Annotated in this window: 16 protein-coding genes; 11 read left to right on the top strand and 5 right to left on the bottom strand. The window is 42.7% G+C overall.

Annotated elements, in window-relative coordinates; translation table 11 throughout:
- Positions 1-122 precede the first annotated feature (122 nt).
- The 8 genes from GKZ87_19600 to rpe all read left to right on the top strand — a co-directional run bounded on the left by GKZ87_19600 (position 123) and on the right by rpe (position 8,927).
- On the top strand, positions 123-1,517 hold the full coding sequence (locus GKZ87_19600; GenBank protein ID QSI27543.1) for an MATE family efflux transporter: 1,395 nt from the start codon (positions 123-125) through the stop codon (positions 1,515-1,517).
- Positions 1,518-2,324: 807 nt separating this feature from the next.
- Positions 2,325-3,758 carry a DEAD/DEAH box helicase gene (locus GKZ87_19595; protein QSI27542.1) on the top strand — a complete coding sequence of 478 codons (1,434 nt, stop codon included), beginning with the start codon at positions 2,325-2,327 and terminating at the stop codon, positions 3,756-3,758.
- A 100-nt stretch (positions 3,759-3,858) separates the two neighbouring features.
- Entirely contained in the window at positions 3,859-4,371 is a 513-nt protein-coding gene (locus tag GKZ87_19590; GenBank protein ID QSI27541.1) for a ferritin, read from the top strand.
- Between the two features lie 215 nt (positions 4,372-4,586).
- Entirely contained in the window at positions 4,587-5,219 is a 633-nt protein-coding gene (locus tag GKZ87_19585; GenBank protein QSI27540.1) for a MerR family transcriptional regulator, read from the top strand.
- The gene (locus GKZ87_19580; GenBank protein ID QSI27539.1) at positions 5,197-5,865 is read left to right on the top strand and encodes an ATP-binding cassette domain-containing protein; all 669 of its coding nucleotides are present in this window, start codon (positions 5,197-5,199) and stop codon (positions 5,863-5,865) included. Before GKZ87_19585 ends, GKZ87_19580 begins: the two co-directional genes overlap by 23 nt.
- Entirely contained in the window at positions 5,862-6,884 is a 1,023-nt protein-coding gene (locus tag GKZ87_19575) for a hypothetical protein (protein ID QSI27538.1), read from the top strand. The genes GKZ87_19580 and GKZ87_19575 overlap by 4 nt, the downstream gene beginning before the upstream one ends.
- A 268-nt stretch (positions 6,885-7,152) precedes the next feature.
- A complete protein-coding gene (locus tag GKZ87_19570; GenBank protein ID QSI27537.1) occupies positions 7,153-8,145 on the top strand; it encodes a substrate-binding domain-containing protein in 993 nt (330 codons plus the stop codon).
- 65 nt (positions 8,146-8,210) lie between these two features.
- The gene (rpe, locus tag GKZ87_19565; GenBank protein ID QSI27536.1) at positions 8,211-8,927 is read left to right on the top strand and encodes a ribulose-phosphate 3-epimerase; all 717 of its coding nucleotides are present in this window, start codon (positions 8,211-8,213) and stop codon (positions 8,925-8,927) included.
- Between the two features lie 527 nt (positions 8,928-9,454).
- On the opposite strand, the gene GKZ87_19560 is transcribed toward rpe, so the two are convergent.
- The gene (locus tag GKZ87_19560; protein ID QSI27535.1) at positions 9,455-10,132 is read right to left on the bottom strand and encodes a TIGR02453 family protein; all 678 of its coding nucleotides are present in this window, start codon (positions 10,130-10,132) and stop codon (positions 9,455-9,457) included.
- Between the two features lies 1 nt (position 10,133).
- Positions 10,134-10,988: a sigma-70 family RNA polymerase sigma factor gene (locus GKZ87_19555; protein QSI27534.1), complete on the bottom strand. Its 855-nt coding sequence runs from the start codon at positions 10,986-10,988 to the stop codon at positions 10,134-10,136.
- A gap of 499 nt (positions 10,989-11,487) precedes the next feature.
- On the opposite strand from GKZ87_19555, the gene GKZ87_19550 reads away from it, so the two are divergent.
- Positions 11,488-12,534, top strand: a complete 1,047-nt coding sequence (locus tag GKZ87_19550; protein ID QSI27533.1) for a hypothetical protein — start codon at positions 11,488-11,490, stop codon at positions 12,532-12,534.
- A gap of 219 nt (positions 12,535-12,753) precedes the next feature.
- On the opposite strand, the gene GKZ87_19545 is transcribed toward GKZ87_19550, so the two are convergent.
- Together GKZ87_19545 and GKZ87_19540 are read right to left on the bottom strand one after the other, a co-directional pair.
- Positions 12,754-13,440 carry a hypothetical protein gene (locus GKZ87_19545; protein QSI27532.1) on the bottom strand — a complete coding sequence of 229 codons (687 nt, stop codon included), beginning with the start codon at positions 13,438-13,440 and terminating at the stop codon, positions 12,754-12,756.
- On the bottom strand, positions 13,409-14,125 hold the full coding sequence (locus GKZ87_19540; protein QSI27531.1) for a pentose-5-phosphate 3-epimerase: 717 nt from the start codon (positions 14,123-14,125) through the stop codon (positions 13,409-13,411). The genes GKZ87_19545 and GKZ87_19540 overlap by 32 nt, the downstream gene beginning before the upstream one ends.
- Before the next feature lie 228 nt (positions 14,126-14,353).
- Between GKZ87_19540 and GKZ87_19535 the strand changes: the two genes are divergently transcribed.
- Positions 14,354-14,854 (top strand): PTS glucose transporter subunit IIA, encoded by a 501-nt coding sequence (locus GKZ87_19535; GenBank protein QSI27530.1) that lies wholly within the window; start codon positions 14,354-14,356, stop codon positions 14,852-14,854.
- A 109-nt stretch (positions 14,855-14,963) separates the two neighbouring features.
- Here the strand turns inward: GKZ87_19535 and GKZ87_19530 are convergent, their stop codons facing one another.
- Positions 14,964-16,499, bottom strand: coding sequence for a PRD domain-containing protein (locus GKZ87_19530; protein QSI27529.1), 1,536 nt, complete (start codon positions 16,497-16,499; stop codon positions 14,964-14,966).
- 251 nt (positions 16,500-16,750) lie between these two features.
- Between GKZ87_19530 and GKZ87_19525 the strand changes: the two genes are divergently transcribed.
- Positions 16,751-18,118 (top strand): Sapep family Mn(2+)-dependent dipeptidase, encoded by a 1,368-nt coding sequence (locus GKZ87_19525; GenBank protein QSI27528.1) that lies wholly within the window; start codon positions 16,751-16,753, stop codon positions 18,116-18,118.
- The last annotated feature ends 5 nt before the right edge of the window (positions 18,119-18,123 follow it).

Genomic DNA, 18,123 nt, shown 5'->3' with positions numbered 1-18,123 from the left:
GTATCTAAATTGTAATGAAATAATCAAATCCATACATCCTTATATACAATCTACTCTCCTGATCTATAGGCGAAGAGCAAGAAATATGCTATGATATAACAATATAGGAAGGAGAGATACCGATGCAGGAAAAAGGTATATTACAAGGTAATCTGACGAAAGCGCTGCTGCGCATGGCAGTACCTCTCTTTATACTGAATCTGGTAAACTCTCTCTATAATATTATCGATACCTTCTGGGTAGGACAGATAGGAGAATTACAGGTAGGTGCTGTTTCGCTGGTAGGCCCGATCATGTGGTGTGCACAAAGTGTTGCTATGGGACTCAGCGCAGCCGCTATCGCTTTGATATCCACTCGTCTTGGGGCAAATCAAAAAGAGGATGCCTGCCGTTTCGCAACAGCTCTTTTATATTTTGCGATAGGCTTTGCCATCCTTTTGAGTGCGGGAACTCTGCTTCTGCTGCATCCGATTCTGAACTGGCTGGATACGCCAAAAGAAATCTATGATGACAGCTACTGGTATCTGTTTGGAATTTCCTTTGATTATATCGGTCTGCTGATGCTGAATCTCTATATGGCCATGCGGCAGAGTGCCGGTGACAGCCGTTCCGGCGTAAAGCTGAATACGTGTGCGTCTCTATTCAATGCGGTATTGGATCCAATCTTTATATTTGTGTTTCACTTCGGCATACTTGGGGCAGCCATTGCCACGGTAGTATCCAAGCTGATTATGGTGCCATTTGCCTGGCGACGTCTTCATGATAAGGAATTTCCGGTACATATCGACTTTCGCACATACCCATTTCGTCCTGCAGACGGGAAAATGATACTGAAGCTCTGCATTCCTGCCGCAAGCGGGCAGTTTCTGGAAAATCTGGGCTTTGTCATCATGAATAAATACATTGTTTACTATGGTGCCATCGCCATATCGGCTTACGGTGTCGGTGCGAAACTGGTGACGCTTGCCTATATCCCCGTTACATCCATTGGTACAATTTTAGCTACCTTTGTCGGTCAAAATCTGGGCGCCAATAACCCGGAGCGTGCCCGTAAAGCTTTTCATACAGCAATGAAGCTGTCAACATTGTTCTCATCTGCGCTGACCATCATCGGAATGTTCGCGATAACCCCGTTTATCCATATATTTGTACCGAACGCATCCATCCAGCTTGTGGAGCTGACTCGTGAATATGCGTTATTTGCATTATTATGCGGTGTGTTTATGGGCTGGTATATCAACTTGAACGATGGTGTATTTAACGGCTCCGGTCATACAAACTATACCTTTATCCTATCCATGATGCGGCTATGGGCTTTCCGCATTCCAATGATTCTCCTGTTCCACCGCTTTACTCATCTTGGAATTACCGGAATCTGGTTGGCGATGCTGCTCAGTAATATCTTTGAATGCATACTTGCACAATCCATTTATCTCAGACATACTTGGGAGCAGTCAACAATTCTTACAGAACCAGGGAGGAAACAGAGGTTAGAAGAATCCACAGAAGAACTATAAGGGCTAATGCTGCACAGTCCTTTGGAAAATAGATAAATATCAGCATATGAGAGAACATGATACAATAGGGGCTGTTCCCTTAGCATCATACTCTAATCAATCACAGATACAGCATATCATTAGACCTGGCTGTGCATCATAACCTGTAAAGGGAACCTGTACAAAGCGTACGGGTGCCCAATCTATAGAAACACAGCGAAATATAACTGTGGGAAGTTATCGGATGAAGTTTTCTTCACGATATCCAAGAAACAGGATGCATGCGATAGCTTCTGCAATCTCGATGAATTTTTTCATGGTGGCGTCCCTCCTGTCTTTACACCTATAGTATACCGAAAGCAGATGGCTTCGTCGTGTGAAGTTACTTACACTTTGCTTACAATCCTGTTAGCTGTCTGTCAGCTTTAACAAATAGCATTGCTTTTCGCATATCCTGTATCCTATGAAAAAATGTTATATAAAAAATATCCTGTTACTATGCAACACCATATCACCTATCTGTTCCACATTGAAAAAAGCGCCTCTCAGCGCTTCGTGATAGTTAACAGACGAATGTCAAATCAGAGGTTCAGGCGTGATATCCGAAAAATGCCAAACAGAGTGCAGTGCCAATCCAGCTTAACAGTTTTTTCATCTCCATCTCCTCCTTCTTTCTACCTGCATTATATCGTATGTACATCGGATTGTCGTGTGTTTCAGCTTACAGCAGGATTACAATTTTGTAATATTTCACAGCGTCTGTCTTTGCCTTTCCTCACGTTATCCCGTATAATAGGTAGGAAAGCTGAAACATATAGGTGATAAATTATGAAATTTGAAGATTATAAGCTGGATGCCTCCATCTGTGAGGCACTGCATACACTGGGCTATGAGAGTCCGCTTCCGGTACAGGAAGCTGTCATACCGCTCATGCTGGAAAAGAAGGATATCCTGGTTAAATCAAGAACCGGGAGTGGAAAAACTGCATCATTTGCAATCCCTGTTATACAGGATCTGGTCTGGGATGAACGCTCCCCACAGGCTCTGGTGCTGAGTCCGACCAGAGAGCTCGCTTTGCAAATCAAAGGAGAATTTGACAATATCGGTGCCTACAAGAGAATCAAAACAGCTGCTGTATTCGGCAAACAGCCCTTCCGTTTTCAGGCACAGGATTTAAAGCAGCGGACACATGTTGTCGCAGGGACACCGGGTAGGGTACTGGATCATCTGGAACAGGGAACTTTGCGGACGGATAAGCTGCGCTATATCATTCTGGATGAAGCAGATGAAATGCTGAATATGGGATTCATTGAAACAGTGCAGAAGATATTTTTCCATTTGCCGAAAACTGCTTCTGTCTGTATGTTTTCCGCAACCCTGCCAAATGAGATACAGGAGCTAGCGAATGACTTTCTGAAGCATCCGGAAGCTGTGGAAATCAAGCAGAACACATCGGTTAGTGAACAGATGCATCATTATGCATACCGTATGAAGGAGCATGAAAAGCCGCAGGCATTGTTAAAGCTGCTTTGCAGGGAACAGCCAGAATCCTGTATCATTTTTGCGAAAACACAGGAGCATGTTCGTGAAATCTGTCATATGCTGTATGATAAGGGAATCAGTGTCGATCAGCTGCACGGAGGGATGCTGCAGGAGGATCGATTGGAAAACATGAAGGATTTTCGTCTGGGGAAGCTGCGTATTCTCACAGCGACCGATGTAGCCGCAAGAGGGATTGATATACAGGATGTAACACATATTATCAATTATGATATGCCGAATAAAAAAGAAACCTACATACACCGAATCGGGCGTTCTGCACGGCTTGACCGCAGTGGGATTGCGATATCCTTTGTTTCACAGTATGATGATTTCCGGCTTCAGGAGCTCGAGGAGTATCTTGGAAATGCACTGGAATTTCATGACTGTGCAGAGCTGGATGCTGTGATAGCGGATAGGGAAGCCCTGAAAAAGCTGGGTACTCCGCAGTCACAAAAGGAGGAAAAAGGGAAGGATTTGCGCAAGGATACCATGAAGTTGTACCTTGGCGGTGGAAAGACAAAGAAAATCCGTCCCGGGGATATCGTTGGGGCCATTTGTGAAATTGAAGGTGTCAGCGGGGATGATATCGGTGTTATTCAGGTACAGGATCATCAGTCCTATGTGGATATACTGCATGGAAAGGGAATGCAGGTGCTGCATGCCCTGCGCCGGAAAACCATTAAGGGCAAAAAGCTAAAGGTGGAACGCGCAAAGGAATAGTCATATAGCTGTCACATTTTAGTAAAAAATGTAAAAAAGGTACTTCCGAATCTGATGCTTACAGAGTATACTTATACTGTAAGACACAGGAGGTAAGATTATGCTTGATAAAAAAGTATCCGAATTACTGAATGATCAGATCAATAAGGAGCTGTACTCCGCATATCTGTATCTGGATTTCTCTTTATACTATCAGGAGCAGGGGCTGGATGGCTTCGCAAACTGGTACAGGATTCAGACACAGGAGGAACGTGATCATGCAATGCTGCTTTTGCAGTATCTGCAGAATAACGGGGAGCACATTACTCTGGAGCAGGTGGATAAGCCTGATAAAGTCTGCACAGCCTTAAAGGATCCGTTGGATTTCGCCTTGGAGCATGAGCGCTATGTAACCAGCCTGATCAATACCATTTATGATGCAGCACATCAGGTAAAGGACTACCGCACGATGCAATTCCTTGACTGGTTCGTAAAGGAGCAGGGTGAGGAAGAAAAGAATGCGGAGGATATGGTAAAGAAATTTGAATTATTCGGCAGCGATCCGAAGAGTCTGTATATGCTGGATGCTGAAATGGCAGGCCGTGCCTACAGTGCGCCATCCTTGGTATTATAAAAATGCTATAAAAAAACGATTATCTGTCTGTAAGAGAAATCATCTTTTACAGACAGTTTTCGTATTGGATAACTGTGTATTATAAACGTTAACTAATATCTGCTTCTAAGTGTCTAATATGTGTTTTTTATAAAATTTGTATAAATTTTGTATTTATTATTGACCGTTCCCCTGGGGACTGCTGTACAATAACCTCAAATATGAGGTGATATGGTATGAGGATTCAGGAGGTTGTATGTATAACCGGATTAAGTAGGAAAGCAATCAATTTGTATGAGAAGAAAGGGTTGCTGCATATTGCAAGGGATGAGAGCGGATACCGCTGTTACACACAGGAGCATGTCCGAATGCTGATGCTCATAAAAATATTGCGCAGAATGGATGTGTCACTTGCGGATATGCAGCTGCTGTTACAGGAAAAGAAGCTGCAGCTACTGGATACGCAAAGGGAGCAGCTGGAAAAAAAGCTCGCACAATGTGAGCTGCAAAATTTTTATATGGAAAAAGTTGCAGGACTTTTGGAGGAGAAGAATACAGAGCTTCTCCAGACTGTAGATCAGGAGATGGAAGCAGCGTGGCAAGATATCCAGGAACCACAGTCTGCTAAGTATAGCGTATCTTCCTTTATTGTAGTGGAGGTCATGCTTGCGACACTTTTGCTTGATAATGAATATATGCCATATCCTGTCATTGGATTTCTGCTGCTTGGTCATGTGTTTTATGTCATCGGCAGAGCATCCTCCCGTCTGGAAAGTCCTTTAGACTATTTGTTATTTTTGGGAATTCGAAGACTGCGCAGCCTGTATGAGGAAAGGAGAGGGCAAAATGAAACAGATCACGCTGAATAAGGTATGCTTTGCCTATGATACGGACTGGATTTTGGAGGATTTGAATCTTACCATACAGCAAGGGGATGGCTGCATTCTGCTGACTGGTAAAAACGGAGCCGGTAAAAGTACACTTCTGAATGTGCTTTGCGGATTTCTTCCTTTAGATTATGGCACCATTGAGCGAACAGAAATGACGATTGGCTATCTGCCGTTTTCGCATCCCCTGTATCGGCATCTGACGGTACTGGAAAATCTGCGTTATTTTTACCGTTCCTTTCATGGCAAAAATCTAAACTTACAGGATAAGGCAGTGCAGGAGGTTCTGCAGGCGCTATCCATTGATTATCTGGAGCAACGCATTGATCAGTGCAGCTCCGGGCAAGAACAGAAAGCGGGGATTGCCTGCATTCTGCTCAGTAATGCGGATATGATTATCATGGATGAGCCGTTTGTTGCCATTGATGCGAAAAGCAGTGAATGCCTGTGTGAGCTGATTCGTAAGAAATCTCAGGATACAGTATTCCTGATTACCAGTCACACTGCAGCCGGTATTGTACCGATAGCTGACCGTTTGCTTGTCCTGGATGGTCATCGGCTGATACTAGATACCAAAAACCATATGGAAATCACACAATTCTTCCAGCTGGAGGAGGATGCGGTATGATACGTTATGAGCTTCTGCGTATTTTACGCAGCAGGAAATGGCAGTATCTGGTTCCCTTGGCGCTGCTTTTGTATGTCTATTGCAGCGGTATACAGTCCTACAATGTTACAGTAGGCGATAATAGTGCACGCTTACAGGAGCTTCAGATACAGGCAGCCGCAGTTCTGGCATCCTTTCTGTTTTTAAGCATCTTGTATCTGATTGCATGGGAGGGGGAACCACCGCTTTCCTGGCGTACATTTCTAGCTTATCCGCTCACCTGCCGCAAAGACTTTCTTGCGAAGCTGGCAGTGCTGTTGCTGTTTCAGATTCCTGCTGCTGTGCTTGGTATTGGTGTGTATATTCTGCTGCGAAAAACATACTCATCGCTTATTCTGCCCTTTCTGCTATGTATGCAGCTGCTGTATCTGACAGGCTTTCTCTATGGCTGTTATAAAACCTCACAGGGCTATCTGTCGGCTATGGGAACCATCACGATTGTTAATGTGACCAAACGGCTTGTTCCTGTTTTTCTTATCTTCTGTATTCTGAATGCCAGGGACTGGAGTCCGGCATTTGCCAGTCTGTGGCTGCTGATTCTCTTGTTTTGTATGAGTGTTATCATAGGGCTGTTTCTCTGTCTTCCGGTATGTATGAAGCGCAAGCTGCATCGCGAAATGGTTTTAAGCAGGCTGTTTCCCAACCTTACATTCACACCGGGACAGCTTATGCTTATGCGATATCAGAAGCTGGCAGACCGTTTTCTGCAATTCGTTTTTTGCCACTTTGATACGCACAGAGATACCTACTGGAAAAGGTGTGCCGTTATCGAGGTGAGTATGAAGCTGCATGCCTTCTCCTTTGCATTTTTTCCTTTTTTCCTGCTATGGTTTCTCATAAAACTGGAGATTCTGCTTCTGATTGCTGCGATTGCCTTTCTGCTGCATATGCTGTACTGCCTTCGTTTAGAAAGCAGAACGATACAGGCTGTATATTGTAAGGGCTCATGTACGATGCAGGGAACAAAGAAAAAGCGGTAAGCTGCGAGACTTTTGTATAGGATGGAAATTAAATAGGTTGGAACAGGAATAAGGCTTTAAAGAACAATGCAGTATTCCCTTTAAAATGAATACACATAGCAGTGAAAACGGTAGATCACCAGTACGGTATCTGCTGTTTTCTGTGCGTATACGAAGGCTTCCCATCTCTTTTCATCCCTTCCTGCTATTTCTATGTTGACAAGCACAAGAAATTTGGCTATGATATAGATGGAATTAGTTAAACGTTTACGTAAAAGGAGGTGTAAGCTTGGAGCATCATAAATATAATATTATAGATATCGCACGGCTTGCACAGGTGTCCACCGCAACGGTTTCCCGCGTTCTCCACGAAAAGGGGGGCTATTCCAGGCAAACGGAACTTCGTGTACGCAGGGTGATTGAGGAATATGGCTTTCAACTGAACAAAAATGCTCAGGGGCTTCGGACACAGAGAAGCCGGAACATCGGTGTCATTGTTCCGGATATCACCAATGAATTTTTCGCGAGGATCATCCGCAATCTGGAGCTGTTTTTCCTCAAGCATCAGTATTCTGTTTTGATTTGTGATTCTCATGAGGATATTGAAATTGAACAGCTTCATATCCGCAATCTGATGGAGCAGCAGGTAGAGGGAATCATTTATATCTCAGGACAGAATGCAAATCCGATACAGGAATCCGCATTCTCCATACCCGTCGTTTATATCGACCGAAAGCCGGAGGATGTGCATATCTTTGTCCATTCCGACAATCGTCAGGGCGGATATCTTGCCGCAAGAGAATTGATTCAGAAGCAGTGCAGGCGTATTTTGCTGTTAAGGGATCAAAAGCGGGCGTCAACAATCCGGCAGAGGAGAAGCGGTTATCTGGAAGCTCTGGAAGAGGCTGATATACCATTTCATGAGGATTGGGAAATCATGACAAAAAGTGATTATACCAGTGTATTTACCACTGTCACACAGCTGCTTTCGGACAAAGGCTGTTTCTTTGACGGCGTATTTGCGACCAATGACAATATGGCTCTGGCCTGTCTGAATGCCTTGCATGCACAGAATATCCAGGTTCCAGAGCAGGTAAAAATTGTCGGCTTCGATAATGTATCCATATCGCAGTTCTGCCACCCGGCACTGACGACGATTACACAAAATACAGAGCTGATGGCGGAAGCGGCAGGAGATGCGCTGCTGAAGCGGATTCATCATGCGCTGGAAAAGCAGGAATTTATTATACCGGTATCACTTTGCATAAGAGAATCAACCTGAGCTCACGAAGGTGAGCTTTCAAAAGAACAGCAACGTAAACGTTTACGCAAAAGGAGGAAATGCTTATGAAGCCTATGTTCAGTCCATCGATAATGTGCATGGATCTGTTGAAAATTAAGGAACAGATTCAAATCTTAAATTCACATGCCGATTTCTATCACATTGACATAATGGATGGTCATTTTGTCAAAAACATTACACTTTCTCCGGATTTTGTAGAAGCAATATCCCGCATCAGCAGCGTTCCGTTAGACTGCCATCTGATGGTGACGAATCCGGATGATTATATCGTTACTCTGGCAAAGGCAAAGGCTGCCTATATCTCGCCGCATGCGGAAACCATTAACTCCGACGCCTTCCGTATTCTGCATAAAATTCATGATCTCGGATGCAAAGCCGGTATCGTTTTGAACCCGGCTACTCCCTTATCCTATGTACAGCATTATCTACACCTGGTTGATAAAATCACCATTATGAGCGTTGATCCAGGCTTTGCCGGGCAGGCCTTTATCCGGGAAATGCTGGATAAGATAAAGGAGGCTCGCAAGCTGAAGGTGAAGCATGGATATCATTACCTGATTGAGGTGGATGGCTCCTGTAATGCGACGACCTTCTCAGAATTGCGTGATGCAGGAGTCGAGGTGTTCATCGTAGGCAATTCCGGTTTGTTTCAGCTGGATGAGAATCTGGATACAGCATGGAAAAAGATGCTGGCGCAATTCTATGGGATTCCTTATACTGACGGCCAGTCATTTCAAACAGAAGCGGCCATACGTGTGTAACAGCAATGCGCACTATATCCAAGCAGCCAGCATTACATGCAGGAGCTGTCATTCGTAAATAACGGTTATGTATGCCTTACAATACGATGAGGAAAGCCTCAGCGTTTAAAAAAGAAAAGACTTTTACGATACTGCCACTTGCTCTTATGCAAATATTGATCATATCCAGCAATATGAGCGGTAAAAGGAAGCAAGAATGGAGCTACCTAGTTTATTTTCAGATACACAGTTAAGAAACAAAATGAAGAAGGAAAGATTCCTGTGATTGCCTGGAGTTTTCCTTCTTCTCTCATTTTTTACAGATGTACGATTTGCCCATTGTGACAAATAGATACTCGAAGCTTTTCCTCTATTTCCATTTTTTCGGGCACACTTCCTGAATATAAGCATGGATAAAGCTGCTTTTAATTATTTTATTTCCTGCTGGTTCCTGAGCATAAATATAGGTAAGGCTCAATAATACAGAAGCTTCACTTCTTTGTATTAAAAAATCCGAACCAGCCTCAGTAACGCAGCTTGTATGCTTCTTATCGCTGTGGAAACTGAAAATCCTTCAATGCTGCATTCATGAAATCATGAAATGGCTTCATTCTTTGAAATATAGTTGATGCCAGAGACAGGAATTGTTCACGGTCTTCCACTTCATCATCCGTAAGCGGATATTCCAAACACCAGCTTTTATGACAGAGATATTCAGCCATTGCATGCTCTGGATCATATCCTTTCGGTACACGCTTTAATTTCGTTCCATGGATAGTGAAATGCTTCTGAAAGGAAGGTGCGTTTATGATTGAAGCAAATTCATCCGGTTTTTTGGCAATAGCTTCCCGCATCATGGCAGTTGCGTCCTTAAACATATCCGCAAACAGTCCTCCGCCAAGAAAGCTTTGATTATCCGGCATCAGATGAATATAATAGCCAACCGGAACAGGGAGCTTTCTCTTTGCGGATATATGGGCACGAAATGCTGGTAAATAAGGTGTCTTATCCTTACTGAATCGGGTATCCCGCACCTGCTTAAAGGTCAGCTCTTTCGGTGAGAATCCAATGATGGAGGGATCAAAGCAGGCAATGCGTTCCATCAGCTCCTGAAGTAGCTCCTCAAACTCCGCCTCTGCAGCCTTTCGCAGCTCCTTATGGTTTTGAAACCACTCCCGGTTGTTGTTTTTCTGAAGCTCTTGTAAATATTCCATCATAAGGGACATATTAAGCAGCCTCCTTTGTATTTTGAACTTTTTTCATCAGGTCTGATTCCACAAGCTCCTTCAACAAGCGTTTTGCATCCAGCGTGCAGCGGAAGGCCGGCAGCTGATCAAAGCTGTCCATAATTTCCTCTATTTGTTCCATATGATTACAAAATTCATTTAAAATACGTTTATCCAGTGTCTTCATTCTGCTGTATTCCAGATTCTGCGGTTGAAGACGATGTGTCATCACCGCATAGGGTATCCGTTTGTCACACTGACAGAAGCCATTGGATACAGCTCCGCAATATTCACTTAAAAAAGTAGCCATGCGTTTTCTTGCACGAGATAGCCGCTGGCGATATGCCTCCGGTGTCATATTCAGTATCTCTGCGGCACTTCGACTGTCAATGTGAAACATGGTTCCGAGAATATAAATACAGCGATCCTGAGGTTTCAGGCATTGCAGCATGACATTGGTACAGGAGAGCTTCAGTTCTCTTGCGGCCTCCTCCCTTGTACAGCCTGTCAGGGCTTCTTCTTCATCCGGTACATAGCTTGCACGCAAATCATTTGCATAGAAATCAAAATCCAGAGGATGCTGAGCAAACATCGAGCTTCGTACATCCATTAGATAATTAACAGCAATCCGGTATACCCAGGTCTGAAATTTGCTTTCCTTGCGAAAGGTGGAAATGCTGGTCATGACCTTTATAAGGATTTCCTGTGTGGCATCCTGTGCATCTGCAATCGTTCCCAGCATACGCAGTGACAGATTGAATACCATATCCTGTATTTCTGCCAGCACCTCCTCCAATGCACTGCGGTCTCCCTGAACCGCCTGATCAATTCGTTTGTTTATTTCTTCCTGCTGCATACTATCAGCCTCCTTTGCTTCCTATCTATTAGACTGAAAAATAATCTATATGTGACAGTTTTCTTACTTATAAGTGTATATTTCTTTTGAAAAAAGTCAAAAGAATTAAATATTTTGCAGGGATTTAAAAATTGATTCATAAAATTAGGAAGACATTTGATTTTTTTATATGAATACCATTTCATTTTACTGTACGAATACTTGGTACTTAGAAGTGAAATCTATATAGTAAGAATAATGATTAAAAATGTCTGTTTTGTTTTTATATTGATTATAAAGTTTGTAAACTTAATAATGTCATGATATTATTAAATGAGCATTTTCCAGAATCATAATGGTCATAGCTATAAATGGTGTATACAAGCAATTTGTTCTAGGAAATTGTAGAAATGTGCATAAGGAAAGCTTAATGCTCAATATTTCTTCTAACGAATAAGGAAAAGGATATATAAAATCCTGCTAATTTTGTATGCTATGCAAGATAACAGAAGGAGGCTTTATGCATAAAAAAATATATGTTTTTTTTATAATACTACTATTAGCAGCAGGCTGTAAGCAGGAAAGTTCAAAAGGAATGGTCAAGACATCTGCTTCATCTTTAGATATTATCTATATTGATGATACCGGTAGAAATAATATAATCCCGGTAGATGTAATATCAAAAAACGAAATTAAAGATTTAAGGGTTGAATTAACTTCAAATCTAGGAATCGACTATGATATAGATTATAAAAAAATAAATATGACAGATAAGAAGCCTTGGTTTGTCTGGGCTACTGAAAATGGGTATGATTGGAATAGAGATATATCAGCTTTAGGTGAAAATGACGCAAAGAAAAGACGCGAACACCTGGAAGATCAGGAAAGCTTCAAAAATGAATTTGAAAAAAAAGCAGAAAAGAATGAATTGAAAAACTTTCATATCTATCAAATTGACATAGCACTAACAAATGGATTCATCATGAATTATCAAGAAAATGAAATTACGCAGCTGAAAATACTGGATGGTGACAAAGAATTATATTCACAATCAATTCATATTAAGCTTTTGAATAATAAAAATTATAGAGATGACATTGATGCAATAAATACTTCCTCACTATATGCTAAGACAGTTGCTTCCTACAAACAGAAATTCAGATTTGAATATGCATTCACTATTAAAAAAGATGTTACATTGAAAGAAATAGGGGAATTCAGAGATGACACTACGGTTTCAAATTTAAGTATTCATGTAAGTAATAAAAATGGAGATAAAGATTATAAAGATATCGATCCTAAAAATATTCGTATACAATTACATAAAGGCGATGAAATTATAATAACACCAACGTTTGAATTAAAAAAGGCAAGAGAAAATTTATTATTTACAAGAAACTATATGATGTTGATTACTTATGAAAAGGATGATACATCATATACTGAGTATTTCGATTCAGGTGTTGTTCAGAGTAATATGAATTTTGAAGAGCTATACTATTTTGATGAAGAACTAGATTTTTCATCTTATCTGGATTACCAATGGGAAATCTCACAGCTTCCTTAATGCTCTGTTTTAACTCTCTATGCAGCTATCTGTTTACATAAGAATATAAAGCAGGATATGGTTTTGTATATGACACAATATGCAATGCCTGTCATTACGTTTAATTACAGCAATTCGCATGAAATTCAGAGGAAATAGAATTGCTTAATAGAGAAGAAAGATTGATATAAACAAAATCCTGATTAGAAGACGTATAGCCTTACAATCAGGATTTTTTGCTTATGCGGTCAGCTTATGCTTAGTCACAAAGCTGATCGTCTGAATAATAACCATCAAAGACAAGAAGCTGAACACGGATATCAAGGCATTCTGTGTAATCACACCGGAGGCAATTACTACAGAGCCATCCAGGAAGAACAGAATCACACTGACCTTTAAAAATTTAAAAACATATTGAATCAGCAGTGCTATAACATCGGTACCGCCTGTTGCACAGGCATGGTTTAAGGCGATTCCTATGGCAGAACCAACCAGCAGTCCTCCAAGAATTCCCGCAACCGCTAATTCCAGAAGCGGATGAATATCCAGAAGAAACTGTGTCGTATGAAGGGAAGGTATCAGCTTCATAAACAGCGGTGTTGCCAGGGTGATATACAGCGTTTTGATACCGAAGCTCTTTCCCAGAACAACTGTGGATAAAATGAGCAGCGGTATGGAAATACACAGGGACATGGTTGAAACCGGAATACCGAAAACGGTGGAGCAAACCAGAGAGAGTCCGGTGATTCCTCCCGGTGCCAGCCCGGTGGAGGTGAAGAAGAAATTAACCGCAGCAGCGGTAATGGCAGCAGCGAAGGTGATCCATCCGTAATCCTTTACAAGAGCCAGGATGGAGCTTTCTTTAAAAGAACTCTCAGCGGGAGAGTTCTTCGTATTATTCAAGACCGTATTTTTCTGCTGCGGCATCGATTGCGGCTCTGCATTTCTTCACACCAGCTGCTGCCCCATCTGGATCCTTGAAAATAGCACTGGACAAAACGATGACATCTGGATTGCATTCGATCAGCTTGTCCATATTATCAGCACGCAGACCTCCGTCTACAGCCAGCTCACATTTCGGATTCTTCTCATCAATCATCTTGCGTGCACGCTGTACCAGGTCTATGGCACTCTTTCTCCATCCCCAGTTATCCTTTCCATCTGTCTCATCCACACCGTGTGTAACGATGTGCAGACGGTCGATATCATAAATGCTTTCCTCTACAAAGCATAACGGCGTATAGCATCCCAGGGTCAGACCAACCTTGATCTTACGCTCACGGCACCAGTTGATGATATAGGCAAGCTGTGCACCGATAAAATGCTCGGCAGGGATAATCAGCATATTTGCACCTGCTTCATCGATCTGCTCAATGAACATTTTGTCCATGCTGATCGTATAGATATGACATTCAATAGGTTTATCAGTTTCCGGGCGGATTCCTGCGATGATCTGATGTCCTCCCATCAGCTTCATATTTTGAAGATCGTGCATATCGGCAGCATCTGAATGGATATAATCAACGCCTGCGTCACTGACCTCCTTTACCAGATCGGCAATTCTGCCGTAATTTACATGTGCAAGTCCAGCCGCAATTTTAATATGTTTCATAAGTAAGTTCCTCCTTCTTTTCGCACCCTTATTGTACGCTACTTTGCTAAACTTCCGCAATCGCGGGATGTGGAAACGCCATCCGTATCAATAAGGCAATTTATAAACATTGATGTAAGAAATTACCACATAGAAAAGGCCATGAAATTTACAGTGAAAAGATTGTAATGCGCCATGGAAACAGGTAAGATATAGGAGTAGATAACAGGAAGCTAGGAGGTAGTGACAATGTTTGGCTTTAAGAAAAAAGAAAATAAAGAAAAAGAAAGTAAGCGGGAAGAGCTTCTTTCTGTGGTAGATGGTACCCTGATTCCAATCGAAGAGGTAAAGAATCCGGTGTTTTCCCAGAAAATGATGGGAGACGGCTTTGCGGTGGCATCTACCGGTGATACGATTTATGCCTGTGCGGATGCGACAGTAACGATGCTGTTTCCAAGCAATCATGCAGTGGGACTGACTCTGCCTAACGGTATGGAAATTCTGATTCATGTTGGAATTGATACGGTAAATGAAAACGGAAACGGCTTTACCTGTATGTGCGAACAGGGAAAGACAGTGAAAAAAGGAGAGGCATTGCTGAAAATGGATCGTGAGTATTTGTTATCCAAGGGCTATGATCTGACAGTTATTGTCATTTTCACAAATGCAGAAAGCTATAAGGAATTCCGTAAAGTGGATAATGTGGATATGAAGGGTGGAGAAAGTATAGCTGTAACGTACACAGTATAGAAATAGGAACGGTGATATCGCTTATTTCTTACAGATATGCATAAGAAAGGGAAGCATGATGCTATGGAACACAATCATGACTTCCCGGTTTTCATATGGAGGTAAACGGCTATTCCTGTACTGCTGCTTTAAAATTATAGGGATCATTTTTCACCTTGTAATAATCGCGGATAATATCCTTTAAACGGTGAAGATCATAATCATGAAGCAGGGAATTTACCTGCAGGATTTTGACATCGGTATGCAGGCTGAGCTCCAGGGTACTGATTATCAGATCGACATCACTCACATCACGCTCATAGATGGAGAGAAATGTTTCCTGGGAAATAATGTCGATTTCCGGTATCTGTGCGGTGAGCTTTCTGCGCAGCAGGTTTCCGGCACCAACACCGCCGTGGGCAACCAGCACAGTTTTCAGAGGCTGCTTCATATGTTCCAGAGATGCGGCCAGATGCAGTGCTAAAAAGCCTACCTCATCATCGCTTACCTTGCAGTGGAAATGCTCTTCAATCACAGAAACGCTGGTTCGTGCGACCTGAAAGGTTCGTTCGTACAAGGTATGGATTTCCTGCATCAAAGGATTCTCCTTCGGTATGCCATGTCGGAAGCGAAGGATGGCAGGGCAGAGATGATCGTAAACGGACTGACGCAGCTCCTCATCCTGATCAAAGGGAAGATGCAGCTGTTCACTCCACGATGAAAGCAGTGCATCACTCAGCATGCGTGCTTCCTTCTGTTCCTGTTCACTGAGGTCACTGCTGTTTTGCAGGGCCAGAAAGTAAACCTGCAGATAGCGTATTTCCACATCCGGAATTTGGAGTCGGTAATGATTTGCCAGCCGGTCGCACAGCTCTCTGACTTCCTTATAGAAGGGCTCTTTTTTGAGATCGCTGATAAATGAATCAGAGAGATGGACAATATGATGATCCTGGATACGAAGATAAAGCACAAACATACGCAGAACCACAAGCACCATCGAAGGAAAGGTTAAAGAGCTGATATACGGATTTCCGCAGCGTAAAATACAGTCGGTGAAATCCTTCATTTCATCATCTGTGACCTCAAGTCCCGGATATACATAGGAGCCGTCACATCTGTAGTCATCACGGCGTATGATATCCATAAACATCTGATAGCCGTTATCCCGCAGCATCAGCTCCAGTAGAAAGTTACGGATATTTTTTTCCTTCCCTTCCATGCTGATTCCGTTATTATTCTTGCGATGTAAGGTAATCTTAAAGGTTTCCAGATCCCTGGTAAGCGACAGGATATCCTTGTGAATTGTGGCACGGGAGACAAAAAGCTGTTCACTCAGCTCATAAATACGGCAGCTGTCAAAGGTACTCAGCTGCATCCCGATGAAAATCTTACGGGCCTGCGGAGAATAATCCGCAAGTGTTTTGTTCTTCTCACGAACACTCTCCAGAATATGCAGCTTGTCATTCACCGAGCCCTCAATTCGGATACCGACACCGGTTTTTTTAATCAGTCTGAGGTGGTTTTCCTCCAGATACTGATCCACGATTTGAAGATCATTGCGTATCGTTTTATTGGAAACCGCAAGCTCTTCGGAAATTTTATCAATCGTGATATAGGAATCCTGTTTCAATAGTACATCCACGATTTTCATGATACGTTTATTCATAAGCGTGCACCCTCGCTTTCACCTGCAACTATACGTGTGAAATGCCGTTCTGTCAAGAATGACGACAACAAGAAGCAGGAAGTTATAACCAGCCGATATACGTTCCAGCAACACAATACCGTATGATTTCAAGCACAGGCTTTACATAAGGGTAAAAAAGTGAATATGCATAAAGTTGATAAATCAATCGTTTTTCCTTCTCTGCCTGCACAGGGTCTGATGAAGGATACCAGTCAAGGAGGCATGATACAATGAATTCGATACAAAATATACAACAGAGTGAAGATATAGAGAAATTCCTGGAAGATGTAGGCCGTCTTGTTGCGATACCGTCTGTTCGGGATATGGAAACTGCATCAGCCAAAGCACCGTTTGGTAAGGAAATCCGCAAGGCATTTGATGCATTTATGGAAATTGCACAAAGGATGGGCTTTACCGTTCGCGATTTTGACGGCTATGCATTGGATGCACAGATAGGAGAAGGGGATGATTACATCGGTGTTCTCGGTCATCTGGATGTGGTCGAAGCAGGTGAGCGCTCTTTGTGGAACAGTGATCCCTTTGTTATGCGTCAGGAAAACGGTATGCTGTATGGCCGTGGTGTCAATGATGACAAGGGGCCTTTGCTGGCAGCTTTGTATGCGGCAGCACGTATCAAAAAAGAAAAGCGAAAGCTGCACCACCCAATCCGCATCATTGCTGGAGGTGCGGAGGAGACAACCTGGGAATGTATGGAACATTATTTCAAGCATGCGGTACAGCCGGTTTGCGGCTTTTCACCGGATGGCAATTTTCCTATCGTCAATGGAGAAAAGGGAATTCTTCAGGTACGCTTCCTCATGCAGGCGGATAAGGATATCCGATTGTATTGTAAAGAACGGTTGAATATTGTCTGTGATGATATCCAGGTGCTGCTGCCAAAGGGAAGCGATATCAGCTTTGTGGAGCGTACCAATCTGATTGAGGTACTGCCGGATGGAATCAGGATAACCTATCGCGGGATAAGGGCATTATCACGCAATCCACAGCGTGGGGAGAATGCCATTTATAAGCTTGTAAAGGATTTTCATGGACACCTAGACAGGAACACCTCCTTATATGCCATGGTAAATATGCTGTATGAAAATTTTACAGATGATTTTTATGGTAAGAAAAGCGGCTTATATTTTGAGGATGAGGCAATGGGCTGCGGCTCTGTCTGTCCAATGTCAATGCAGACCCACAATGGTATGCTGGAGCTGTGCTTGGATGTGCGTTATGTAAAAGCAACAAATGAGCAGGAGCTGCTTTCTGTGCTGCGAACGCTTGCTTTGCAATACGGTTGTGACCTTGAGGTTCTTCGTCATAAGCGTTTGCTGTATGTGGAAGAAAACAGTACACTGATTCAGAGTCTGAAAACCGCATACCAGCGTGTAATGGATGAAGAAGCTGCGGTGTTCACAAAGGGAGGCGCATCTTATGCCCGTGTGCTCGATCATGGCGTAGCCTTTGGTGCGACCTTTCCCGATGAGGATCCCCGCCCGCATATGCCGAATGAATGCATGCCGGTGGAATCACTGTTAAAAGCAAGCGATATCTACTATGAGGCACTTGTAGAGCTTGCATGCATAAAAAGGTGATGAAA

Source organism: Erysipelotrichaceae bacterium 66202529 (assembly GCA_017161075.1).
Lineage (GTDB): Bacteria > Bacillota_I > Bacilli_A > Erysipelotrichales > Erysipelotrichaceae > Clostridium_AQ.
This window is presented reverse-complemented; position numbering and strand designations above follow the sequence as displayed.

What these genes read in the sequence shown, in the direction of transcription:
- GKZ87_19600 (QSI27543.1), top strand. Translation starts at nt 123, where the DNA reads ATGCAGGAAAAAGGTATATTACAAGGTAATCTGACGAAAGCGCTGCTG.
- GKZ87_19595 (QSI27542.1), top strand. Translation starts at nt 2,325, where the DNA reads ATGAAATTTGAAGATTATAAGCTGGATGCCTCCATCTGTGAGGCACTG.
- GKZ87_19590 (QSI27541.1), top strand. Translation starts at nt 3,859, where the DNA reads ATGCTTGATAAAAAAGTATCCGAATTACTGAATGATCAGATCAATAAG.
- GKZ87_19585 (QSI27540.1), top strand. Translation starts at nt 4,587, where the DNA reads ATGAGGATTCAGGAGGTTGTATGTATAACCGGATTAAGTAGGAAAGCA.
- GKZ87_19580 (QSI27539.1), top strand. Translation starts at nt 5,197, where the DNA reads ATGAAACAGATCACGCTGAATAAGGTATGCTTTGCCTATGATACGGAC.
- GKZ87_19575 (QSI27538.1), top strand. Translation starts at nt 5,862, where the DNA reads ATGATACGTTATGAGCTTCTGCGTATTTTACGCAGCAGGAAATGGCAG.
- rpe (QSI27536.1), top strand. Translation starts at nt 8,211, where the DNA reads ATGAAGCCTATGTTCAGTCCATCGATAATGTGCATGGATCTGTTGAAA.
- GKZ87_19560 (QSI27535.1), bottom strand. Translation starts at nt 10,132, where the DNA reads ATGTCCCTTATGATGGAATATTTACAAGAGCTTCAGAAAAACAACAAC.
- GKZ87_19555 (QSI27534.1), bottom strand. Translation starts at nt 10,988, where the DNA reads ATGCAGCAGGAAGAAATAAACAAACGAATTGATCAGGCGGTTCAGGGA.
- GKZ87_19550 (QSI27533.1), top strand. Translation starts at nt 11,488, where the DNA reads ATGCATAAAAAAATATATGTTTTTTTTATAATACTACTATTAGCAGCA.
- GKZ87_19545 (QSI27532.1), bottom strand. Translation starts at nt 13,440, where the DNA reads ATGCCGCAGCAGAAAAATACGGTCTTGAATAATACGAAGAACTCTCCC.
- GKZ87_19540 (QSI27531.1), bottom strand. Translation starts at nt 14,125, where the DNA reads ATGAAACATATTAAAATTGCGGCTGGACTTGCACATGTAAATTACGGC.
- GKZ87_19535 (QSI27530.1), top strand. Translation starts at nt 14,354, where the DNA reads ATGTTTGGCTTTAAGAAAAAAGAAAATAAAGAAAAAGAAAGTAAGCGG.
- GKZ87_19530 (QSI27529.1), bottom strand. Translation starts at nt 16,499, where the DNA reads ATGAATAAACGTATCATGAAAATCGTGGATGTACTATTGAAACAGGAT.
- GKZ87_19525 (QSI27528.1), top strand. Translation starts at nt 16,751, where the DNA reads ATGAATTCGATACAAAATATACAACAGAGTGAAGATATAGAGAAATTC.